The sequence below is a fragment of the Bacillus sp. PK6-16 genome (assembly GCF_056530295.1).
The window spans coordinates 3,253,722-3,277,481 of sequence record NZ_CP096511.1 but is presented as its reverse complement, the minus strand read 5'-3'; the positions used below and the strand labels follow the sequence as shown (position 1 = coordinate 3,277,481).

Here is a 23,760-nt window from a genome sequence, read left to right as displayed (position 1 = left end):
AAACGAAGGTGGCTAGGTGCTTTGTCTGGAGGATCTGACCAAGTAAAGAATATGATATATATTAATGGTAATCGTCGAGGTCATTGTTTTATTACATCAGGAATTACGTTTAAAGAGTTTGCGAGTAACATCCCTTCACCGCTTCATCAAGTGTTGCTTTTGAAGCACAACTTTGAATGGACGGATTTTCATTATCATACTTTATTTGAATATGTTGAGGAAGAAAATATACATAAGTTAATTCAAGCAGAGATTGATGAATTTGATGAATTTTGTTGGGTAGATTTTGATGATGCAAGCGATTTAGATGAATTAGAGCCGAAAGAAATTGCAGAATTATTATATTTGGCTCACAAAAAAGAACCACTTGCAAGAACATTCTTTCCGCTGTTGAAAAATCGATTTGTTTATTTTTCACATGATGACGGATGGTACAACAAAGTGTATTATCGTAGAATTGCTGATTTTGTAGGAATGTTAAGTAAAGTCATTCCGTATAAACTCGGTGCTTTCGGTAAGAAACGTTTTTCTTTCTTCCAAAAATCAAAAATTTTCCCAGCAATTTCAAAAGAATTGATCATGGGACTGATTCCACTAATGGAAGATGGTCTTTACATAGATCTAGCAGGGAAGATTGAGTCAAGAAGAGGTCTTGAAATTCCGGTATATGTAGTTGGTTCGTATGAAAGTACGGATGAGGTGTTAGATAATATCGATGAATTGAAAGAGGAAGCAACAGAAACAGGTTGGCTCATTTTTGATAAGAAAGAACAAGAGTGGCAATGGGTTGTTGACTAAGAAAACTTGGCGTATGAAGTCAAGTTTTCTTGTCATTTGAAAGGAGTACAAATGAAGAAATATTATATAATTGTGGGTATTATAAGTATTATTCTCGTGGCAATATTACTTATAACTTGTCCGAAAGAATCAGATTTTAAAGTGTATGTACAGGATAAGTATGCGTTGAATTGTAATGAGAGTAGTTTTGAATGCACGCAAAATGTAGATGGTAAAAAAGAAAAACTACAATTTGAAAGTACAGATGCACGAAATGGTGTATTCTTTATGACTGTAAAGCAAACATTTAAAACAGAAGCTGGTGTTTCAAAAGAATATAGCGGAGTAGGAATGTTTGGTACATTTCTTTTTGTTTCAGAGAAGACTTTCTAGTAATAGAAGGTCTTTTTTTTATGCTTATGTTCATATAGATGAAGTAAGACAAGCATAGGAGGGGTATTGATGAAGAACACATGTATTGTTTGTGGCGGTGAGGAGTTTTTTTCCTCAACGTTATATGCACGTACGAAACAAGATTGGGCATATGCACCAAACATGTATCGATTTGAAAAAGTATTTATTGAGCATCGAGATGAAGAAAATTATCCAGTGTTTCAAGAAATTACAGCGAAACATTGTTGTGGATGCGGCCATATTATGTTGTATCATGAATGAACACACCAAGTATGACTTGGTGTGTTTTTTTAAAACGCTGACAAAGCAAGCGGATAAAATAAAGTGAATAAAACAGAAAAACTACCAAAACCAATTGCTGTATATCCAAGTGTTCTTGCTCCGAAATTGACAGCTAATAGGCCAACTAAAATTGCTAGGGAGCCGAGCGTAACTGGATAAAAAGCAATGGAGAATAACGAAAGAAATAAAGCGACATAGCCTACCATTGCACCGGTATTTGTACCTTCTATCTCATTTGCAATTTCTTTACGCTTATGTCTAATTGGAATGCCAGCTGGTGATATTTCAGCTGCATACTCTTCGTTTTTTTCACCACTTTTAAAATGATGATTTCTCTTTCTTCGCATGTACATCCCTCTCTTTCAATTGGGTGTACCTATAGTATCTTTCATAAAGAGAAGAACATGAGTATGAGTTAAACCCAAGTAAAGCAAAAAATGGAGAATACGTATTCCATCGTTAACATATCCATCTCCTATTGAAGATAAAGTGAGGGATTTTTTCCATCACGACTGATTATCAGCCAGCAACAATTGGATTTTTATGAGCAGTTCTCTCCCATTAACTGGTCCGCATCCATTGAATTTTGAGGTAGGTGTCTTACTGCAAGCGGGATAAAACAGGAATTTTGGAAAATGATGTAGAATGAAATGAGTGATAAAGCGTGAAGGTAGGGGAATGTATGACGAAATTTAATTGGCATGAATCAGCAGAAAAGAAATGGGATAGTAGCGCAGAGTTTTGGAATCAAAATAGTCAAGAGATGTGGGACAGTGGTAGCAGAAGTACAATTATTCCGTTTTTTGAACAATACGTGAAGAAAGAAGCACAAGTGCTCGATGTTGGTTGTGGTGATGGGTACGGTACATATAAATTAAGTAGCGCAGGCTATAAAGCAGTGGGAGTAGATTTATCGGAAGTGATGATTCAAAAAGGTAAGGAGCGCGGAGAAGGACCGAATTTATCTTTTATAAAAGGAGATCTTTCTGCATTACCATTTGAAAATGAGCAATTTGAATCAATTATGGCAATTAATTCTTTAGAATGGACGGAAGAGCCATTACGAGCGTTAAATGAAATAAAGCGTGTGTTAAAGAAAGATGGATATGCATGTATTGCAATTTTAGGGCCGACAGCAAAGCCACGAGAGAACAGTTATCCTCGCTTGTATGGAAAAGACGTTGTTTGTAATACGATGATGCCTTGGGAATTTGAACAGTTAGCGAAAGAACAAGGTTTTAAAGTTATAGATGGCATCGGCGTATATAAGCGCGGAGTAAATGAGAAGATGTTAGGTCAACTACCTACAGAGTTACAACAATCGTTAACATTCTTATGGGTATTTATGTTAAAAAACGTATAAAGAAATGAAAGAATTTTTAGGAGGTAAATAAGTGCAGAAAATACAAAAAACTGATACAATATCATCAGAACCAATTAAAGGGGGACTAGGGTATATGACAACTACTACAACAGTGAAATCCGATATTGAAATCGCACAAGAAGCGAGTATGAAGAAGATTCAAGAAATTGCAGCTGATTTAAATATTTTAGAAGATGAATTAGAGCCATACGGGCATTATAAAGGTAAGTTATCTCTTGATATTTTTAAGCGCTTACAAGATGAGAAAGACGGTAAAGTTGTTTTAGTAACAGCGATTAACCCAACTCCAGCTGGAGAAGGTAAATCAACAGTAACAGTTGGTTTAGGTCAAGCTTTTAACAAAATTGGTAAGAAAACAGTAATTGCACTTCGTGAACCATCTCTTGGACCGACGATGGGATTAAAAGGTGGAGCAGCAGGTGGCGGTTTTTCACAAGTCGTACCAATGGAAGACATTAACCTTCACTTTACTGGAGATATCCATGCGATCACAACTGCCAATAACGCATTAGCAGCGTTTATTGATAATCATATCCAACAAGGAAACACACTTGGAATTGATACGCGTAAAATTGTTTGGAAACGCTGTGTTGACTTAAATGATCGTGCCCTTCGTAACGTAGTAATTGGTCTGGGTGGACCTGTACAAGGTGTACCACGTGAAGACGGTTTTGACATTACAGTAGCATCTGAAATTATGGCCGTGTTCTGCCTTGCAACAGATATTCAAGACTTAAAAGCGCGTCTATCTCGCATCGTAGTTGCTTATAACTTTGCAAATCAACCTGTAACGGTTAAAGATTTAGGTGTAGAAGGTGCGTTAACACTATTATTAAAAGACGCATTAAAACCAAACTTAGTACAAACGTTAGAAAATACACCAGCTATTATTCATGGTGGACCATTTGCGAATATTGCTCACGGTTGTAACAGTGTTATCGCTACGACAATGGCAGCAAAATTAGGTGATTATGTTATTACAGAAGCTGGATTTGGTGCTGATTTAGGCGCTGAGAAGTTTTTAGATATTAAAGCTCGTGCAGCTGGCATTAAACCAGAAGCAGTTGTTATTGTTGCGACGATTCGTGCGCTTAAAATGCATGGTGGCGTAGCAAAAGATCAATTAAAAGAAGAAAATGTAGATGCATTAGCAAAAGGTATGGAAAACTTACAGAAGCATGTTGAAACAATTCAAAGCTTTGGAGTGCCTTTCGTAATTGCAATTAATAAATTCATTACAGATACAGATGCAGAAGTTACATACTTACAAGAGTGGTGTAATGAGCGTGGCTATGCAGTATCCTTAACAGAAGTTTGGGAGAAAGGTGGCCAAGGCGGAGTTGACCTTGCTGAAAAAGTACTAAAAAAAATCGAAAAAGGTGAAAACAACTACGCACCACTTTATGAATTAGAATTACCATTAGAAGAAAAAATTCGTACAATTGCTCAAAAAGTATATGGCGCAAAAGATATTGAATTTGCTCCGAAAGCACGTAAGCAATTAGCTCAATATGAAGGAGAAGGTTGGAGTAATCTACCAGTTTGTATGGCGAAAACACAATACTCTCTTTCTGACGATGCAACAAAATTAGGTCGTCCATCTGACTTTATCGTTACAATTCGTGAGTTAAAACCATCTATCGGTGCAGGCTTTATCGTTGCGTTAACAGGTACAATGTTAACAATGCCAGGTCTTCCAAAACAGCCAGCAGCACTTCAAATGGATGTAAATGAAGATGGAAAAGCAGTAGGTTTATTCTAAAAGGTTGTAATTCATCTCGTTTATCTGTAAACTATATATACATCAAGTGGCGCCTTTCCATCGAAAGGCGCCTGTTTTTTGGAGGAAATTATGTTTGATCCAACTGCTTTTGACAATTTAAAAGTAATCGTAGAAGGTGCTGTGTATGATTTTGATCTACATGGAGATATTCTTGTAACAGATCGAAAAGATATGATGGATCTTGCTTCATTAAGTCGTATATATCATATCTCATTTCAATTAACAGAACCGTTTGAACCATTAGTAGAAGCAACATTTTCATTATCTGTGGATGCAAAGAACTTGTCTGGTGAAATACTAGAAGTGCCTCAGTTTACACCAGGTTGTGAAATGAAGCTAGCATTTTCATTCCCGTTAGAACAACCAGAAGTAAAATGCGAAGAAATTGAAACATTAATGCGTTCTATATGGGGAAAAGAAAGAATGATTATGCAGAAAGTTTCATACGAATATAATAAGCAAGCGATTTCATATCATAATAAGGTAGAGGTTCTATTTCAAAAAGCGATTACAGAAGACCATGTTGATGATTTAATAGCTGTTATTTCACACATGATAGAAACGGTGCGAACAATACAGCATTTTCTTCAAAAATAGAGATAAAGGAGAAAAACAAATGATAAAAGATATGCAACCATTTTTACAACAAGCTTGGGAGAAGGCTGGTTTTAAAGAGTTAACTGAAATTCAAAAACAAGCGATTCCAACTATTTTAGAAGGACAAGACGTTATAGCTGAATCTCCAACTGGAACAGGAAAAACATTAGCGTACTTATTACCCCTTTTACATAAAATTAATCCTGAAGTAAAACAGCCACAAGTTGTTGTTTTAGCGCCAACACGTGAACTTGTAATGCAAATTCATGAAGAGGTTCAAAAGTTTACAGCAGGAACTGAAATTTCAGGTGCATCTTTAATTGGTGGTGCAGATATTAAGCGCCAAGTTGAAAAATTAAAGAAACACCCAAGAGTAATTGTCGGTTCACCAGGCCGTATTTTAGAATTAATTCGTATGAAAAAGCTAAAAATGCATGAAGTAAAAACAATTGTATTTGATGAGTTTGATCAAATTGTAAAGCAAAAAATGATGGGCGCAGTGCAAGATGTAATTAAATCAACGATGCGCGATCGTCAATTAGTATTCTTCTCGGCGACAATGACAAAAGCGGCAGAAGATGCGGCACGTGATTTAGCAGTGGAACCACAATTAGTACGTGTAACACGTGCAGAATCAAAAAGCTTAGTTGAGCATACGTATATCATTTGTGAGCGACGCGAAAAAAATGATTACGTAAGAAGAATTATGCATATGGGCGATGTAAAAGCAGTTGCGTTCTTAAACGACCCATTCCGTTTAGATGAAATTACTGAGAAATTGAAATTCCGTAAAATGAAAGCAGCAGCTCTTCATGCAGAAGCAAGTAAACAAGAGCGTGAAGCGACAATGCGTGCTTTCCGCGGAGGGAAATTAGAAATTCTACTTGCTACTGATATTGCAGCGCGCGGTATCGATATTGACGATTTAACACACGTAATTCATTTAGAGTTACCAGACACAGTAGACCAATATATTCACCGCTCAGGACGTACTGGACGTATGGGTAAAGAAGGAACTGTCGTGTCTCTTGTAACACCACAAGAAGAGCGTAAATTACTACAATTTGCGAAAAAACTAGGCATCGTATTTACGAAGCAAGAAATGTTCAAGGGATCATTTGTAGAAACGAAACCGAAAGCACCAAAGAAAAAGAAACCAGCATTTACTGGGAAGAAAAAGCCTAGATAAATGATAGGGAAGGCGTAACTATTTGTAGTTACGTCTTTTTTGTTTGTAAACAAGCGATAATGGGAATTGTATTAGTGTTTTTAATGTGCCTATCATATATATGCTTCTACTGGGAGTATCGAAAAAAGGGTAGTTTATTTATTTGGTTTATACGAGGAAATAATATAAAAAAAGTCGAATATTAAACTGACACGAAATAATAAAAAGAAGGTACACATATGGATAGGAAATTAGGAATGTTTTTAAATACGAAACATATTGAAGTAAACGAAGGAATACAAAAAGCAAGGGAATGGGATTTAGAATATATTCAATTATATGCTATGAATCCGACTTTCAACTTAGCTAACATCTCAAAGATACAATGGAATACATTAAAAGAAAACTTATCTTTTAATGAGATTCAAGTCCCATCATTAGCAATTAGCTTCGGAGAAAATGGAATAATAGGAACTGAAGCTGAATGTGTAATAGAGAGTTTTAAATATATTACTGATAAAGGGTTAGGGTTAGGAGCTAACGTAGTAACAGCCCATATTGGGAAAATCCCTGATGATGAAAATAGTGAGTACTATGATAAAATGCTACGTGTTTGTTATGAGATAGGGGAATTAGCGTTCAAATTTGGAGGATTCTTCGCCATTGAGACGGGATCTGAAAAAGCAATAGTATTAAAACGATTTTTAGAAACTGCAAACTCGAAAGGACTAGCTGTTAACTTTGACCCAGCAAATTTAATAAGTGATGTAAATGAAAATCCGGGAGAAGGTTTATTACTATTAAAAGATTATATAGTACAAACTCATATTAAAGATTGTACAAAGGTGAAAAGCGATAGTTCAAGTAAGTATATTGAAGTCGCAGCAGGGAATGGTGAAGTAGATTTCGATATATTCTTCAAAGTATTAGATAAAATTGGATTCGACGGATATAACATGATTGAAAGAAATGATTATTTTGATGAACTGGATGGGATGAGTCAGTCGATAAATTTTGCAAAGAAGTACATACCAACTCAAAAGGAATAACGATAGCATCTGTAGAAAGTTACATAGAATATAAAAACAATAGGAGGAATACAAATGATTCATAAGGTCGGACAAATTATGTTATATGTAAATAATCAAGATGAGGCAGTAAATTTTTGGACGGAAAAGGTAGGGTTTCATGTAGTAGCAGAGGAAGATAATAAACAAGGAATGAGATGGATTGAAATTGCTCCGACTAACGGTGCAGAAACGAGCATTATATTACATAATAAAGAAGTTATTTCTAAAATGAGCCCAGAATTGAATCTTGGTACACCGTCCTTAATGTTCTTCTCAGAAAATCTTGATCAATTATATACAGATTTAACAAATAAAAATGTTACTGTTGGAGAAATGGTAACTATGCCTTCTAGTAAAGTATTTAACTTTGCTGATAGCGAAGGGAATTATTTTGCGGTTATGGAGAAGAATCAATAATAATATTGCTATGTGAAAATCCCCCTCAAATATATTGGAGGGGGATTAAATTTTTGAAGTGGATTTTTCATTAGAGAGTTGTTTAATAAAAAATACTCCTTTTTCAATAGCTGTCTCAATATAGCCCACGATTTGGTCAAACGTAAATACTTGTAAGTCTTCATGCAAATGTTGCTTTGGATATAACATATCTTCAAAAAGATACTTTCGAAATTCTAAAACGTTTTCTTTAGAAACCTCTTCAATATCCACAATGTGAGCCTCTTGATTGAGAAGAGAGAAAAGCTGTTGTTCTTGATCGTAATGATGAAGCAACTTTGCATTTAACAATTTAAAATCGTTATAGTACAGGGGTGCGATAGTTTCGTCATTCTCTATTCTATTTTTTAGCCAAGGTAGAAAAAATCCACTTAGCCAATTATCATCGGCAATGAGGTGGGTATAATAGCCTAAAATAAATGGGGAATCTATATGTGATTCATATTTATGAAAAAATGAATCATAATCTATTCTTCTCGTATAGTTCTTCGTTGTACCGTCATAAAAATGTGAGGTTCCTTTTTCTTTTTTTGAATGAACAGCATCAGGGGCTACAGCTCCAAGTAAGAAAGAAGTCTTATCGTGAATAGATAGTTTCTCAGCAATACCGTTAGCGATAATAACATGCATAATTCGTGATCCCATGAATGCCACCTCTGTTTCCAGTATTCATTTCAGGAAGAGGACTGAACAGTTAGTATTACTTTCCCTGTACTTTTTCTACTTTCGACCCATTCATGTGCTTTCCCTGCATCTTGAAGTGGAAAAGATTTCGTAGCCTTAATTTGTAAACGTCCGTCACGCAAATAACGGAAAACTTCATTTGCAGTTTCTTGGAGCAGTTCAGGACGCTTTTTTCGTGTGGTTCCAAAGCTAAAACCGAGTATAGAGCGGCAACTTGCATGTAAATCTTTCGTTTGAAAGTTACCAATTTCACCGCTAGCATTACCGAAATGAACGAGGCGACCGTAAAAAGCAAGGCAGTTTAAACTTCTTTCAGAAACAGTTCCAGAAATAGAGTCCAAAATAATATTCACTCCTTCTCCGTTTGTCAGCTCATTGACTTTCTCTACAAAATCTTCAGTTTGATGACAAATAACATAATCAGCTCCAGCATCTAAAGCGATTTTTCTTTTCGTTTCACTTCCGATAGTACCGATAACTGTTCTAGCCCCTAATAGTTTTGCAAATTGAATTGCGGTAGTACCAATCCCGCCAGCAGCTGCATGAATGAGTACAGATTCACCTTTTTGAATCCTTGCAACATTTGCGAGTAAATTATAGCTTGTAAAAGATACGATCGGACAAGCGGCTGCAGTGTGAAAGTCAACTTCATGGGGTAATACGAAAGTAAGATTTTCATTTGCAACAACGTATTCTGCGTAAGATCCATTTTGAGGAAAAGTAATGACACGTTGTCCAGGGTGAATATTTTTCACATGAGAACCGACACGTTCTACAATACCAGTGGCATCTATACCTGGAATAAAAGGTAGTGCTTTATTTCCTTTTTTACCATAACGTGATTTAATATCAGCGAAATTTACACTAGTAGCAACTACGCGAATTAAAACTTGATCTTCTGAAATAGCCGGTATATCAAAATCTGTATATTTCATCACTTCAGGACCACCGAACGACGTTACAACGATAGCTTTCATTATATGTCCTCCTAAATTTGACTATATAAATTATTTTAAATCTTTATCAGAAATTGGAAAATTATATAATAGTTATGTGTGGTTATAAGTGAAGCTTATGAACTCAGTGGATCATTATATTAATTTATATAAAAAACTTTTTCGGAAAAATCGAACGAAATATGAATTACCTGCCAATATATAGTGTAAGACAAAGGAGGACTGGAATATGAAGGATGAAATAGATTACGCACATTTAATTCAATTAACTTTATCAGGCAATAAAGAAGCGTATAGCGAATTGTATGATGTAACGATTCAAGAAGTATATAAAACAGCACATTTTTTAATTGAAGATAAAACGGATGTAGATGATGTCGTTCAAGAAGTATACATACAGCTATATGAATCGCTTCGTAAATATGATAGCGAGAAGCCATTTCGCCCTTGGCTAATTGGGCTTGCGATTAAACAAATTCATTCTTATAGAAGAAAGAGGTGGATGCGACTACGAATTATAAAAAAAGCAGAAGAGCAAAGAAAGCCAGTGCAAATTGATTTTTCTAACGATGTTGTAAGTAAAATATCAAACCAAAAACTAATCGAACTCATTCATAAATTACCGTATAAATTGAAACAAGTTATTATCTTAAGATACTTACACGATTATTCACAAGAAGAAGTAGCACAAATATTACATATTCCAATCGGTACAGTGAAATCTAGAATTCATGCGGCATTAAAGAAACTACGTCAAAAAGAGCAAGTAGAAGAAATTTTTTTAGGAGAGGTAGGGAATGTGAAATGAGTTTAGATTGTAGAGTTAGGGAATCTATACAAGAAGAAGCAAAGGGTATTGTTGCCCCGCCGGATTTAAAAGAAAAAGTAATCGTGCAAATAAAAATGAAGCACGGCGAGAGTAAGAGGAAGAAACGCCTTATCGCAGGAGTACTTGCAGCAGCTCTTTTAATCCCGACGACAGGTTTTGCGTATCAATCTATTATGGCGGATGGTATATATGGATCTTTTGAGAATTTAAAAAAACATGCCGGAGCAATGACATTAGAAACGTATATGCGTTTTAATGCAAAATTATCAGAAGCGAAAGATGAAATGGGTGCAAAGGAATATGAAGAGTTTACAAAAGAACTGAAAAAATTAACTAATGCAAAGCTTGCGTACGGAGATTCAAACGGTAATATTGATTATGATGAATTATCACCAGGAAAAAGAGCAGAAATGAAAAAGGTAAGTATGAGCCTTCAACCATACTTTGATAAACTAAATGGTCATAAATCTAGTAAAGAGATATTAACAAAAGAAGAGTTTGATCGCTATGTGGAAGCTTTAATGACATATGAAATAGTACAAGTGAAGACAAAATCAACTGGTGGAATGAAAGTAGAAGAAGTACCTGAGGCGTACAAAGAAAGATTTATTAAAGCAGAGCAGTTTATGGAGTATGTAAATGAAAAGGTGCGATAAGTAAAAAGCTCAAAGCTTTAGCTTCGAGCTTTTTTTATTGAAAGAAAATAAAGTATTCAATTATATTTTTTCATCGTTGCATGATCCTTTTGTATAAAACAATCTAAAAGGGAATAACCAGCTATTAAACTAATAATCGTAACAAAAGTTGTATTTATTAGAATAATATTAACTAAATAAGGTAGGTATTCGGCAAGTGGTGAAAAGAGTAGTGCTGGGGAAAAGGAAATGAATAGTGTAGGCACTGTAATAGCAATAAATTTATCCGGTTGAAAGCTCCAGTTTTGTTTACTCGTTTCGCGATTAATAGATTGAAGGAATCGTAATAAAATGCCAACTATAAGAGGGAAGAGTGTAAAGTAGAATAATCTTGGATAAACGTTAAAGTTCACTTGTGCATCTGTATCTAAATAAAATTGAATTTTTACTCCTACAAATAATAATAAGACGATAAATAATGTGAAGCAGAGGTATAGCATCAATTTTTGCATTATATTCCACCATCCTTTACTCAAAATATATTCAAAAAAAGAAGAGATATACAATAACTACTGTTGTATATCTCTTCTTTTACTGTTAGTTAATAGTGGAGTTTGCTTTTTCTTGCTTCGTGAAATAATCAATAATACCCATTGCGCTAATTTCTATATCTAAATGTAAAATATTATAAACGGAATGATCTGATGGAACGTTTAACTTTGTAAGATGAGAAGAGATTTTATCCATTAACAAAGTTTGTAAAGCTTTAGTCGCTTCATCGAAATCATTATACTTTTCAAAGACTTCCTTACCAGTCTGAACGAAAATAGGTAGCCAATGTTCCAGTTGATTATATACTTCTGTAACATTGGATGATGCACCATAATGCCCGAAATAAATAGTATCTACATCCATACTTTGAATGTGATTTTTAGAAGCAATCATCGCATCTGGTTGAAATTGTGAAGGGGACGTTGATGGTAGATACAGTTCTACACCAAGGTCTGCGAGTTCTCTATAATAAATTCCAATTGTATCGCCAGTAAAAATCCCGTTTGTTAATGAATCGTGAATGCTAATATGGTGCTTCGCATGTCCTGGTGTATCATAAAATGTAAGGGTGCGGTCTTTTGCAATTTTTAACGTATCACCATGTTGTACAATATGAACACGTTCTTCTTCAATTGGAAGAATTGGGTCAAAGAGTTTATCGAAATCTTCTTTGTAGACAGCTTTTGCACCTAAAATAAGTTTTGTTGGATCAATCATATGACGAGCACCACGAGAATGCACATATAACGTAGCATTTGGACACTGTTCCATCATTAAACCAACTGCGCCAGCGTGATCTAAATGCACATGTGTAACGATAATGTTTTTAACATCGTTTAAATCAATATGTAATTGTTGTAAGCCGTCTAAAATATACGGAAGAGAAGGGGCTGCACAAGTTTCAATTAAAGTAATATCGTCACCTAATAAAACATACGTACCTGTTCGTTCATTATGCTGTAAATCGAAATCATCAATAAGATATAGGTGAGAAGATAATTGCTCTACTTTTTTCATATTTACCACTCCTTATATACTGCATGTTTCTATTATACGCTAAAATAGAAAAAAGGCAGAAAACGAAAGCTCGTCTTCTGCCTTTTTGTAATATTATTATTTCGTTTGTTGTTTATTAATAGACATAATGAACAGTCCAACAATCCCGCCTACTAATGGAAGCATAATTTCTCCTGCTAAATTAAAGTAGGAGCTTAAGAATAAACCATTTACATCGATTACCCAGCCAGTAACATACAATAACATCATATATAGTACGAAATAAAACTCGCGATTTGAAATCGTTTCATGTTGTGCAGTTTTCATAATGGACACCATCCTTTTCTTTTATAATGGAATATAAACTGTCACATTTTGTTCACATTTCAATTGTAAAACTTTCCATCATAAAAGTCTAGTGGTATGTGTCGAATTTTGAATGGAAATAAAGCGCTATCATTATATCTTATAAGTACGTAATAAGAGTTGTATATTCACGAATATAGTATAGTATAAACATAGAATGATAATGAAGAGAGGGGCAAAGACAATGACAGTTTATGATTTTTCAGCTAAAACAATTACAGGTGAAGAAAAATCGTTAAAAGATTACGAAGGAAAAGCACTTCTTATTGTCAATGTAGCTAGCAAATGTGGTTTTACACCACAATATAAAGGATTACAAGAGGTGTATGATAAATATAAAGACCAGGGACTCGAAATACTCGGATTCCCTTGTAACCAATTCGGGGGACAAGAACCAGGTACAGAAGCGGACATTACTAGTTTTTGTGAATTAAACTACGGTGTAAACTTCCCGATGTTTGCAAAGGTTGATGTGAAAGGTGATAAGGCTCATCCTTTATATACATACATGACAGAACAAGCACCAGGTTTACTCGGTATGAAAGCAGTGAAATGGAATTTTACGAAGTTTTTAATCGGAAAAGACGGGAAAGTAGTAGGGCGTTTTGCGCCGCAGACGAAGCCGGTAGATTTAGAAGTTGAGATTGAGAAGGTACTTGGAGAATAATTAGGAGTTTCACTTTATTAAAAAACGTCTCAAAGAACAATGTAGTTCTTTGAGACGTTTTCTTTAAACTCACATTTTCAAGATTAAATAACTGTATCAAAGCCATCTGATTTAGGCAGAGAAGCTGCTTTTTTCATAAGCACTTCCCATAAGTGTACAGATTTCTTCCATTCTTCTGCAGCCTGCTCCTGTTTATACATAGCGTTCTCATAACTGGCAGTAAGTTGTTGCATATCGGCCGAGTTGTAAAGTGTATCGATATGGAGAGCGTATTCTCGGAATGTTTGACTTTCACTCCGTGGTATGCCAATTCTCGCAAATTGTTTTAAAAGTGCACCGTAAGCTTTTTGATAAACAGCATCATTTTTTCGGTATTTATAGAAATGAATAATAAGAAATGTCATCCATTTCATTCTAGTGGTGAAGAGAATGTATCCTATAATACTAATTAGTATCGTAGAGAGGAATACGTACCACCAAGAAAAACTAGTTTTAGAATTTGTGACCTTTTTAGTAGAAGCTTCTTCTGTATTTTCTATTAAACTTTTAAGTTTTGCTTTATTATTTCGTTGTTGTATTTGCTCGTTATTAGAATTATTTGCTTCGCTATTTTGTGAAATAGGAGCAGGCGTATTATTTATAAAATTATAGGGATTAGTAAATCCTTTTGTCGGTTCGAATGGAATCCATCCGTATTCTGGGAAATATACTTCGACCCAAGAGTGTGCGTTATCGTTCGTGATTGTATAAACATCCTCACCTTCTGCAGAGGCAAGTGTATTGTCAAGAGTTCCTTCTGTATAGCCTTTCACCCAGCGAGCTGGAATCCCGGCAGAACGAAGTAGTACAATCATAGACGTCGAAAAATTATTACAGTAGCCGCTTTTTGTATCGAAAAGGAATTGATCTACATAATCTTGGCTTTTGGCAGGGAATGAGACATTCGTTGATTCGTATGTAAAAGAGTTGTCTGTGAAGTAATTTTCAATAGCTAATACTTTATCATATCGGTTGTCTTTATCATTTGTAAGATTGATAGCCAAGTCTTTTACGCGCTGTGGTAATGACTCGGGAAGTTGTGTGTACTTTGTCATAAAATAAGGATTTGTTTCTTGACCTTCATTTGTTTTTACAGCTTTCAAGTTTTTTATGGAAAACTCAGGGATCTCATATGTTACTTTATACGAATGTAAAGTAGTAGAAGAGTCTCCATTCATTGTATAAATTTTTTCTGAAAACGGGTCAACACTGTATGATACATCAGAAGAAGCCTTAACTGATACTAATCCTGCTGGATAGGTAAGGTGAGGGTAACTTTTTTGCATGGTAATTGTTGCCTCAGTCGTTTCCGTTTTTGTATTTTGTTCGTACCAGCTTACGACGTCGTTTTTATTTTTAAAAGAAACCTTTTTCGGATTTTCAGAAACCTCCCAGCCTTTTCCGGTATAAAAATCTTTCGTTTCGACTCTCCAATATTGTTTGTTTTGCGTTCGTGCTGTGAAAACAATTGTAGGATCCGCCTTAAAAGGACCACCTAATCGTGAGTCATCTAAACCATACCCAATTGTAGAAACTTTTTTTTCTTTACTTGCTTCAGATGTGTTGAATTTTAAAAAATCCATTGGGTTTGGCCATTGAGGGCCAAATTTTGGAGCAAAGTATGCGATGGTTGCTAATAATACAATAAATATTGTAAGTGGTCTAAGTAATTTAGAGATTTCCCTAGCATAATTTTGTAAGTGTTCACGCTCTTTTATTCGTTCTACTTGAAGAAGACTAAGCATAAAAAATCCGATGACAACAGTTCGAATAATAGCGTAGTTTGCATTGTATAAATGTAAGTTATGAAAAGTTGCGATATAAATAATAGTCAATACAAGAAATAGAAACCCACGTTTTTTATGAATAATCCAAAATGAAGTGAAAGAACTCAAAAACCAAAATGAGAGAAAAAATAAAACCGTCGGAAAAACTGGAGAAATATCTAGTAAATTCCCTTGGAAAAATAGGGAGGAATTTCGAGACATATCAGAAAAGAATGTTGTTAGCCAAGATGGATTTATAAAAGCATTTTTATAATATAGGGAATGAATGATAAATAGGACTGTGACAATTTTTATTGGAATCTGCCACCTCGTCTGAAAAAAAGAGAGAGCGAAGCAAATTCCTATAAATGTTACGAAAATATCTAATCTACCTACATTTGTAATACCTATAAGAGGTCTTAGCCATTCTAGTAAAAGAAGAAATACACATGCATGCATAAAGAATCTGTTCGTATCCCACTTGTATTTTGTTTGTAATGTTATCATTTGCTCACCTCAAAAAACACGTTTGTATACCGGTTTTCATAAACCGTGTTTACAAATATTTGTCGTTTTTTTAGAGTTTCTATTATACTGATTTCTCGGTGTGAAAGTTGATTCGCTTTTTCTTTCACGACAAAAACCATACATTTTCTATTTTTTATAGCAGCACAATCAGCCGCCTTTTGAATATCGGGAGAAAGATTACTGGTCACGAGTATAACCGTGACGGGCTCATAAATTTTTCTTAGTTCCATGTCTACACTCTGGGAGAGCGGGAATACACTGTCTGCTTGCACTTTTGCTAAATGACAAAGAATTTGTTGTAACTGCGTATCTCCATTGTCTAAAGGGAAGATAGTTTGTTCTTTTCCGATAGACACGAATGATGCTGGTGAATTTTGTTTCAAGACAGCCCTTACGATAGAGGCAGTAAATGTGACGACTGATTCGAATAGAGGAGACTCGGTTCTGTCTATGAATATCATGACATTATGGCTGCGCTGCTGTTCAAACTCTTTTGTCATAATATTGTTTGTTCGTGCAGTTGCTTTCCAATCAATCCATGAAAAGCGATCACCAGGTTTATAGTCTCTGACACCGACAGAGATTGTAGAGTCTTTTGCTGAATTTATATTTGCTGAAAGCGCTCCTTGTTCGAAATGATTTTCCAATTGTCGATATGCTATATCTACATACTGGGGATAGACTAAAAATGTATCTGGAACTGAAAAAGTTACTTCTTTCTCTATCATACCGAATAAATCGCCAGTTTTGACACGAACGCTTGAAAAAGTGTGCTCGCCTCTAGGGATTGTGTCAATAACATATTGAAACGAAATATTTCGTTTCAATCCTGGGAAGAGTACTACCTTATTCATCTTTGTTTGTTTACAACTTATAAATTGTGGTGGCAGTTCATCTTCTATAACTAAATAAAGTAAGGGGAAAGGAAGTTTTCTTTTTATTGTAATCGTGCTTACAAATTGTTCTCCTACTACATATCCATTTTGGTTTGTTATTCGTTTTACTTCAGCGTCCCGTAAAGCGTAGAAGGGGAGTAGTAGCGAATAAAGAGCAATGGGAATTATGCTGTAAAACAAAAACCAACTGACAAACCCGCCTTGAAACATAGCGTACATAAATGTTAAGACTAGGCATAAAGGGAGTAGCAATAACTTCATAACGTGATATAGCGCTCGCAGCATTCGTTTCATCAAGGGTTCATCGTCCTTTGATTAGGCACGGTAGTTCGTGCAACGATTTTTGCGATAACTTGTTCGCCAGTTATTCCTTCAAATTTTGCTTCCATTTTTAGAATGAGTCTATGTGCTAAAACGTAAGGAGCTAAAAATTTAACATCGTCTGGAATAACATAATTCCTGCCATGGATAAATGCATAAGCTTGTGAAGCTTTCATTAAAGCAATCGAGCCACGTGGACTTGCACCTAACTGTATAGAACTGTACGTACGAGTCTGATTAACAAGCTTTACAATGTAATGCTTAATTGCTTTGTCCATACTTACTACCCGTACGCTTTGTTGTAAATAAAGTAATTCTTGTATTGTAGTAATGGTTTGTAATTGAGAGAGTGGATTTGTTTTTTCCATCCGGTTTAAAATTTCAAATTCTTCCTCTGGTGTAGGATATCCCATTTTTAGTTTCAATAAGAAACGATCGAGCTGAGCTTCTGGTAGAGAATATGTTCCTTCATATTCGACCGGATTTTGTGTAGCCATGACAAAGAACGGTTTTGGTAAAGGTCTTGTAATGCCATCTATTGTAATATTGCCTTCTTCCATACATTCAAGTAAAGCAGATTGTGTCTTTGGAGATGTACGATTAATTTCATCAGCAAGTACAAAATTCCCCATAATTGGTCCAGGCTTGAACTCAAATTGGAGCTCTTTCGGATTATAAATAGAAACTCCTGTTACATCTGACGGCAATAAATCAGGTGTAAATTGAATTCGCTTATAATCAGCATCAATGGATTTAGAAAGAGCACGTACTAGCATTGTTTTCCCGACACCAGGAACATCTTCTAATAGCACATGACCTTCAGCTAAGAGAGCTGTCAAAGCTAAGATTGTTTCTTTTCGTTTTCCGACCATTATTTTTTCAATATTATTGATTATTTTTTCTACAGTGGGATGTAATGAATCAAGCTGGGGCATCGTAATCCTCCTAATGTTATTATCGTTTTCTAATCAATTTAGTGGACATATTTCTAATTCTATATGTAGATAGTAAAACTTCTACCTTAAATTCTGAGAATATTCAGATTATTTATTTCGATTACATCTAGTATAATTGTTTCCGTAACTAAGGGCAATACAGTAAATAATGATTTGTAGTTTTATGTAAAATAAGACTCGATATAAAATAATAACATTAGGAAAAATATTTTTACATACAATTTATACTCTTTTCCTTATGGCAGTTTTGAAATAATATCAAAACTCTTTTTCTTTTGCAAAATAGTCGATACCTCAAAATACCATTCTCCTAATAATTAAGATTAACCATAATCTTCACAACGGAACACAAGATTTTCTCACAAACTTATTTTCTACTGAATTTTTGACAATCTCTTGAACTGTGCGAAATGTCACATCTGTATTTTACAACCTCTCTTATAGTAAGGGTATGTAAGAGAGACGTATTAAAGGAGTGAACAGTATGAAGAAAAAACCTTCAGCACTAATGAGACGTTTAAAATATTTTTCACCAATAGATCGTTATAACGATAATCATACACAAGAAACATATGAAGATCGCGAATGGGAAAATGTGTACAGAAAGCGTTGGCAGCATGATAAAGTAATTCGTTCTACACACGGCGTGAACTGTACTGGTTCATGTAGCTGGAATATATATGTAAAAGATGGAATTGTGACGTGGGAAGGGCAAGAGCTTAATTATCCAACGACAGGTCCTGATATGCCAGATTTTGAACCGCGAGGCTGCCCACGTGGAGCAAGTTTTTCTTGGTACATTTATAGTCCACTTCGTGTGAAATATCCGTATGTACGTGGTGTTCTTTGGAGTATGTGGCAAGAGGAACTACAAAATAACGAGTCACCACTAGATGCTTGGAAAAGTATTGTGGAAAACCCTGAAAAAGCACGTAAGTATAAGCAGGCGCGTGGTAAAGGTGGATTTATTCGTGCGAATTGGGATGAAGTATTACAACTCGTTTCAGCTTCTCTACTTTATACAGTAATTAAATACGGGCCAGATCGAAATGTTGGCTTTTCACCAATTCCAGCTATGTCGATGTTAAGTCATGCTGCAGGCAGCCGCTTTATGCAACTTATGGGTGGACCAATGCTTAGTTTTTATGATTGGTACGCAGATTTACCACCAGCTTCTCCGCAAATTTGGGGCGATCAAACAGATGTACCAGAAAGTAGTGACTGGTATAACTCTGGTTACATTATGACATGGGGTTCAAATGTACCGATGACGAGAACACCAGATGCTCACTTTTTAGCAGAGGTTCGATATAAAGGAACGAAAGTCGTTTCTGTCAGTCCTGACTTCGCTGAATCTACAAAGTTTGCGGATGATTGGATTAGTGTGAAACAAGGTACAGATGGTGCACTTGCGATGGCAATGGGGCATGTGATCTTACAAGAATTTTACGTAGATAATCAAGTGGAATATTTCACAAAGTATGCGAAGCAATATACTGATTTTCCTTTCTTTGTCACATTGAAACAAAAGGGAGATCAATTCGTTGCTGATCGTTTCTTAAACGCTGCTGATATTGGACGCGAAACGAAGTTAGGAGAATGGAAACCTGTTCTTTGGAACGAGAACACGAATGATTTTGCAACACCTCATGGCACAATGGGCTCACGTTGGGATAACGAAAAGAAATGGAACTTGCGTTTAGAAGATGAAGAAACAGGTGAAAAGATTGATCCACGTCTTTCTTTACTTGGAATGGAAGAATCGATTGGAACTGTACAAATTCCGTACTTCTCTGATGATGGAAACAAAGTATTAGAACGTACAATTCCAGTGAAAAAGGTTATGACAGAAGAAGGCGAAGTGTTCGTTACAACTGTATACGACTTAACGTTAGCAAATTACGGTGTGAACCGAGGGCTTGGCGGACAAGAGCCGAAAGACTTCAATGATGACGTTCCGTTTACACCTGCATGGCAAGAGAAAATGACAGGAGTAAAACGTGAGCTTATTATTCAAATCGCTCGTGAGTTCGCACAAAATGCTGTTGATACGAACGGTCGCTCAATGATTATTGTCGGAGCTGGTATTAACCATTGGTTTAACTCTGATACGATTTATCGCGCCGTTTTAAATCTTGTACTTCTCGTTGGGGCACAAGGTGTAAACGGCGGTGGCTGGGCGCATTACGTTGGGCAAGAAAAATTACGACCAGCAGAAGGATGGCAAACAATCGCGATGGCAAAAGATTGGCAAGGGCCACCAAAATTACAAAATGGTACATCTTTCTTCTATTTCGTAACAGATCAATGGCGCTATGAAGATACACCAGTTGGACATTTAGCATCACCAGTGGAAGGAAACTCTCGTTATCAACATCACGGTGATTATAACGTTTTAGCGGCGCGACTTGGTTGGTTACCTTCTTATCCTACATTTGAGAAAAATGGAATTGAACTATATAAAGAAGCTGTTGCTGCTGGTGCAACAACACAAGAAGAAATCGGAAAATACGTTGCACAAAAACTAAAAGAAAAAGAACTGAAATTTGCGATTGAAGATCCAGATAACAAAAATAACTTCCCGCGCAACTTATTCGTATGGCGTGCGAACTTAATTTCAAGTTCCGGTAAAGGGCACGAATATTTCTTAAAACATTTACTAGGTACAACAAACGGATTAATGAATGACGATAGTGATTCATTACGACCAGAAGAAATTAAGTGGCATGAAGAAGCACCAGAAGGGAAGCTTGATTTACTTATTAATTTAGATTTCCGTATGGCTGGAACAGCACTGTATTCTGATATCGTATTACCAGCTTCAACTTGGTACGAAAAACATGATTTAAGTAGTACAGATATGCATCCATTTGTGCATCCTTTTAATCCAGCAATCGGTTCACCGTGGGAAGCACGCTCTGATTGGGACATTTTCACTTCACTTTCTAAAGCTGTGTCAGATTTAGCGAAGAAAATTGATCTTGAACCAATGAAAGAAGTTGTTGCAACACCACTTCTTCATGATACACCGCAAGAATTAGCGCAACCACTTGGCAAGATTAAAGATTGGAGTAAAGGTGAATGTGAACCAATCCCGGGTAAAACGATGCCACAAATTCATGTTGTCGAAAGAGATTATAAAACGATTTATGACAAAATGACTGCGCTTGGACCGAATGTCGGAAAACAACCGATTGGTACGAAAGGGATCTCTTGGTCTGCGGAAAAAGAATATGAGCAATTAAAGAGCAAATTAGGAGTTGTTCGAACGGATTCTATCGCGAAAGGTTGCCCAGACATCAAAGAAGCAATCAATGCTGCTGAAGCGGTATTAACACTATCTTCTACAACAAACGGTCATATGGCAGTAAAAGCATGGGAAGCACTTGAAAAACAAACAGATCTAAAATTACGTGATTTAGCAGAAGAACGTGAAGAGGAATGCTTCACATTCGAACAAATTACAGCACAGCCGAAAACAGTAATTACTTCTCCAGCATTTACAGGTTCAGAAAAAGGTGGACGCCGTTACTCACCGTTTACAACAAATGTGGAACGTCTTATCCCTTGGAGAACGATAACTGGTCGACAATCTTTCTACTTAGACCATGACATGATGAAAGAATTTGGTGAAACGATGGCAACATTTAAACCAATTCTGCAACATAAACCGTTCCGTAAATCACGGCCCGAAGTAGAAGGGAAAGAGATTACACTAAACTATTTAACACCGCATAATAAGTGGTCGATTCATAGTATGTACTTCGATTCATTACCGATGTTAACGCTATTTAGAGGTGGTCCAACTGTTTGGATGAATAAAGAGGACGCTGCTGAAGCGGGTGTTGCAGATAATGATTGGATTGAGTGCTTTAATCGTAACGGTGTTGTTGTAGCGCGTGCTGTTGTAACGCATCGTATACCGAGAGGAATGGCGTTTATGCACCATGCGCAAGATCGTCATATTAACGTACCTGGTACGAAATTAACAAGTAACCGGGGGGGAACGCATAATAGTCCAACTCGAATTCACGTTAAACCAACACATATGATTGGTGGATACGGTCAATTAAGTTATGGATTTAACTATTATGGTCCGACTGGGAACCAGCGCGATTTAAACGTTGTAATTCGCAAACTGAAGGAGGTAGATTGGCTTGAAGATTAAAGCACAAGTCGGAATGGTTATGAACCTAGATAAATGCATCGGTTGCCATACTTGTAGCGTAACGTGCAAAAACACCTGGACAAATCGTCCAGGTGCTGAATATATGTATTTCAATAACGTAGAAACGAAACCTGGCATTGGTTATCCGAAGCAATGGGAAGATCAGGAGAAATATAAAGGAGGCTGGGAATTGAAAAATGGTGAAATTCAGCTGAAATCTGGTTCGAAAATGAAACGTCTTATGAACATTTTCCACAATCCAGATCAACCAACAATTGATGATTACTTTGAACCTTGGAATTATGATTATGAAACATTAACAAATAGCCCACAGCGTAAGCATCAACCAGTTGCTCGTCCGAAATCAGCAATTACAGGCGAATTTATCGACAAAATTGAATGGGGTCCAAACTGGGAGGACGATTTAGCAGGCGGACATATAACAGGATTACAAGATCCGAACGTAAAGAAAATGGAAGAAGAAATTAAAACTGATTTTGAAAACGTCTTTATGATGTATTTACCACGCATATGCGAACATTGTATGAATCCATCGTGCGTATCATCTTGTCCATCTGGTGCAATGTATAAACGTGAAGAAGACGGGATTGTACTTGTGGATCAAAATGCATGTCGTGCTTGGAGATTCTGCGTATCATCTTGTCCATATAAAAAAGTGTATTTTAACTGGCAAACGAATAAAGCTGAAAAATGTACAATGTGTTTCCCACGTATTGAGGCTGGTATGCCAACAATTTGTTCAGAAACATGTGTAGGACGTATCAGATATATTGGGGTAATGCTATATGATGCTGATAAAGTAAAAGAAGCAGCGTCTGTTGAAGACGAAAAAGATTTATATGAATCTCAGCTTACTGTTTTCCTAGATCCAAATGATCCAGAAGTGGCGGCTGAAGCGAAAAAACAAGGCATTCCTGAAGAATGGATTAAAGCGGCACAAGAGTCACCAATCTATAAAATGATTATCGATTGGAAAATTGCTCTACCTCTTCACCCAGAGTATCGTACAATGCCAATGGTTTGGTATATCCCGCCGCTTAGTCCAATTATGAATATGGTGGAAGGGAAAGGAAGTAACTGGAAAGCAGAAGAGATTTTCCCTGCTATCGATAATATGCGTATTCCAATTCAATATTTAGCGAATTTACTCACTGCAGGAGATGAATCACATATTCGTCTTACATTGAAAAAAATGGCTGTTATGCGAACGCATATGAGAGCAATGCAAATTAATAAAGAACCAAATGAAGCTGTATTAAAAGAACTTGGCTTAACGAAACAGGATGTAGAAGATATGTATCGTCTTCTTGCTATCGCAAAATATAAAGATCGTTTTGTTATCCCGACATCTCACAGAGAACAAGTTGCAGATTTATATAGTGAACAAGGAAGCTGTGGTTTAGCATTCGCAGGTGGTCCAGGCTCTTGTATGACAATTTCTTAAATAAA

Annotated in this window: 23 protein-coding genes; 14 read left to right on the top strand and 9 right to left on the bottom strand. The window is 36.0% G+C overall.

Going from position 1 to position 23,760, the window contains the following annotated elements; translation table 11 throughout:
- The first annotated feature begins 21 nt into the window (after positions 1 to 21).
- The 3 genes from M1D66_RS16700 to M1D66_RS16690 all read left to right on the top strand — a co-directional run bounded on the left by M1D66_RS16700 (position 22) and on the right by M1D66_RS16690 (position 1,452).
- Entirely contained in the window at positions 22 to 798 is a 777-nt protein-coding gene (locus tag M1D66_RS16700) for an oxalate:formate antiporter (RefSeq protein WP_000014087.1), read from the top strand.
- Between the two features lie 51 nt (positions 799 to 849).
- Positions 850 to 1,170 (top strand): hypothetical protein, encoded by a 321-nt coding sequence (locus M1D66_RS16695; protein ID WP_242554628.1) that lies wholly within the window; start codon positions 850 to 852, stop codon positions 1,168 to 1,170.
- A 69-nt stretch (positions 1,171 to 1,239) separates the two neighbouring features.
- Positions 1,240 to 1,452, top strand: a complete 213-nt coding sequence (locus M1D66_RS16690; RefSeq protein ID WP_000798747.1) for a hypothetical protein — start codon at positions 1,240 to 1,242, stop codon at positions 1,450 to 1,452.
- 29 nt (positions 1,453 to 1,481) lie between these two features.
- On the opposite strand, the gene M1D66_RS16685 is transcribed toward M1D66_RS16690, so the two are convergent.
- Entirely contained in the window at positions 1,482 to 1,820 is a 339-nt protein-coding gene (locus M1D66_RS16685) for a hypothetical protein (RefSeq protein WP_001253200.1), read from the bottom strand.
- A gap of 335 nt (positions 1,821 to 2,155) precedes the next feature.
- Here M1D66_RS16685 and M1D66_RS16680 point away from each other — a divergent pair, with 335 nt between their 5' ends.
- From M1D66_RS16680 to M1D66_RS16655, 6 genes are all read left to right on the top strand, one after another.
- Positions 2,156 to 2,836 carry a class I SAM-dependent methyltransferase gene (locus tag M1D66_RS16680; protein ID WP_000160049.1) on the top strand — a complete coding sequence of 227 codons (681 nt, stop codon included), beginning with the start codon at positions 2,156 to 2,158 and terminating at the stop codon, positions 2,834 to 2,836.
- Positions 2,837 to 2,930: 94 nt separating this feature from the next.
- A complete protein-coding gene (locus M1D66_RS16675; RefSeq protein ID WP_324659588.1) occupies positions 2,931 to 4,619 on the top strand; it encodes a formate--tetrahydrofolate ligase in 1,689 nt (562 codons plus the stop codon).
- 90 nt (positions 4,620 to 4,709) lie between these two features.
- Positions 4,710 to 5,237, top strand: coding sequence for a hypothetical protein (locus tag M1D66_RS16670; RefSeq protein WP_000460219.1), 528 nt, complete (start codon positions 4,710 to 4,712; stop codon positions 5,235 to 5,237).
- Between the two features lie 19 nt (positions 5,238 to 5,256).
- Entirely contained in the window at positions 5,257 to 6,426 is a 1,170-nt protein-coding gene (locus tag M1D66_RS16665; protein ID WP_000588613.1) for a DEAD/DEAH box helicase, read from the top strand.
- Between the two features lie 218 nt (positions 6,427 to 6,644).
- Complete coding sequence (locus tag M1D66_RS16660) at positions 6,645 to 7,454, top strand: sugar phosphate isomerase/epimerase family protein (RefSeq protein WP_086385921.1); 810 nt, start codon at positions 6,645 to 6,647, stop codon at positions 7,452 to 7,454.
- Positions 7,455 to 7,508: 54 nt separating this feature from the next.
- Entirely contained in the window at positions 7,509 to 7,892 is a 384-nt protein-coding gene (locus M1D66_RS16655) for a VOC family protein (protein WP_086385922.1), read from the top strand.
- 45 nt (positions 7,893 to 7,937) lie between these two features.
- Here the strand turns inward: M1D66_RS16655 and M1D66_RS16650 are convergent, their stop codons facing one another.
- Together M1D66_RS16650 and M1D66_RS16645 are read right to left on the bottom strand one after the other, a co-directional pair.
- Positions 7,938 to 8,576, bottom strand: coding sequence for a zinc dependent phospholipase C family protein (locus M1D66_RS16650; protein ID WP_000535624.1), 639 nt, complete (start codon positions 8,574 to 8,576; stop codon positions 7,938 to 7,940).
- 29 nt (positions 8,577 to 8,605) lie between these two features.
- The gene (locus M1D66_RS16645) at positions 8,606 to 9,592 is read right to left on the bottom strand and encodes a quinone oxidoreductase family protein (protein WP_086385924.1); all 987 of its coding nucleotides are present in this window, start codon (positions 9,590 to 9,592) and stop codon (positions 8,606 to 8,608) included.
- A 208-nt stretch (positions 9,593 to 9,800) separates the two neighbouring features.
- Between M1D66_RS16645 and M1D66_RS16640 the strand changes: the two genes are divergently transcribed.
- Together M1D66_RS16640 and M1D66_RS16635 are read left to right on the top strand one after the other, a co-directional pair.
- Complete coding sequence (locus tag M1D66_RS16640) at positions 9,801 to 10,379, top strand: sigma-70 family RNA polymerase sigma factor (protein WP_000650920.1); 579 nt, start codon at positions 9,801 to 9,803, stop codon at positions 10,377 to 10,379.
- Positions 10,376 to 11,056 carry a DUF3600 domain-containing protein gene (locus M1D66_RS16635; RefSeq protein ID WP_000050669.1) on the top strand — a complete coding sequence of 227 codons (681 nt, stop codon included), beginning with the start codon at positions 10,376 to 10,378 and terminating at the stop codon, positions 11,054 to 11,056. The genes M1D66_RS16640 and M1D66_RS16635 overlap by 4 nt, the downstream gene beginning before the upstream one ends.
- A gap of 56 nt (positions 11,057 to 11,112) precedes the next feature.
- Here the strand turns inward: M1D66_RS16635 and M1D66_RS16630 are convergent, their stop codons facing one another.
- From M1D66_RS16630 to M1D66_RS16620, 3 genes are all read right to left on the bottom strand, one after another.
- Positions 11,113 to 11,547 carry a hypothetical protein gene (locus tag M1D66_RS16630; protein ID WP_001170913.1) on the bottom strand — a complete coding sequence of 145 codons (435 nt, stop codon included), beginning with the start codon at positions 11,545 to 11,547 and terminating at the stop codon, positions 11,113 to 11,115.
- A gap of 85 nt (positions 11,548 to 11,632) precedes the next feature.
- A complete protein-coding gene (locus M1D66_RS16625; protein WP_242554626.1) occupies positions 11,633 to 12,604 on the bottom strand; it encodes an MBL fold metallo-hydrolase in 972 nt (323 codons plus the stop codon).
- 96 nt (positions 12,605 to 12,700) lie between these two features.
- Positions 12,701 to 12,910, bottom strand: coding sequence for a DUF3925 domain-containing protein (locus M1D66_RS16620; protein ID WP_000844984.1), 210 nt, complete (start codon positions 12,908 to 12,910; stop codon positions 12,701 to 12,703).
- A 223-nt stretch (positions 12,911 to 13,133) separates the two neighbouring features.
- On the opposite strand from M1D66_RS16620, the gene bsaA reads away from it, so the two are divergent.
- Positions 13,134 to 13,616, top strand: a complete 483-nt coding sequence (gene bsaA, locus M1D66_RS16615; RefSeq protein WP_000219434.1) for a glutathione peroxidase — start codon at positions 13,134 to 13,136, stop codon at positions 13,614 to 13,616.
- An 83-nt stretch (positions 13,617 to 13,699) separates the two neighbouring features.
- Here the strand turns inward: bsaA and M1D66_RS16610 are convergent, their stop codons facing one another.
- Genes M1D66_RS16610 through M1D66_RS16600 form a run of 3 tightly spaced genes read right to left on the bottom strand, consistent with a single transcriptional unit; the run spans position 13,700 to position 18,101 of the window.
- Positions 13,700 to 15,928 (bottom strand): transglutaminase TgpA family protein, encoded by a 2,229-nt coding sequence (locus tag M1D66_RS16610; protein ID WP_000631795.1) that lies wholly within the window; start codon positions 15,926 to 15,928, stop codon positions 13,700 to 13,702.
- Positions 15,925 to 17,139, bottom strand: a complete 1,215-nt coding sequence (locus M1D66_RS16605; RefSeq protein WP_000827536.1) for a DUF58 domain-containing protein — start codon at positions 17,137 to 17,139, stop codon at positions 15,925 to 15,927. The genes M1D66_RS16610 and M1D66_RS16605 overlap by 4 nt, the downstream gene beginning before the upstream one ends.
- Positions 17,139 to 18,101 (bottom strand): AAA family ATPase, encoded by a 963-nt coding sequence (locus M1D66_RS16600; protein WP_001135809.1) that lies wholly within the window; start codon positions 18,099 to 18,101, stop codon positions 17,139 to 17,141. Before M1D66_RS16600 ends, M1D66_RS16605 begins: the two co-directional genes overlap by 1 nt.
- Before the next feature lie 505 nt (positions 18,102 to 18,606).
- On the opposite strand from M1D66_RS16600, the gene M1D66_RS16595 reads away from it, so the two are divergent.
- Together M1D66_RS16595 and narH are read left to right on the top strand one after the other, a co-directional pair.
- Positions 18,607 to 22,290 (top strand): nitrate reductase subunit alpha, encoded by a 3,684-nt coding sequence (locus M1D66_RS16595; RefSeq protein ID WP_000729087.1) that lies wholly within the window; start codon positions 18,607 to 18,609, stop codon positions 22,288 to 22,290.
- The gene (narH, locus tag M1D66_RS16590) at positions 22,280 to 23,755 is read left to right on the top strand and encodes a nitrate reductase subunit beta (RefSeq protein ID WP_000692668.1); all 1,476 of its coding nucleotides are present in this window, start codon (positions 22,280 to 22,282) and stop codon (positions 23,753 to 23,755) included. The genes M1D66_RS16595 and narH overlap by 11 nt, the downstream gene beginning before the upstream one ends.
- Positions 23,756 to 23,760: the final 5 nt, after the last annotated feature.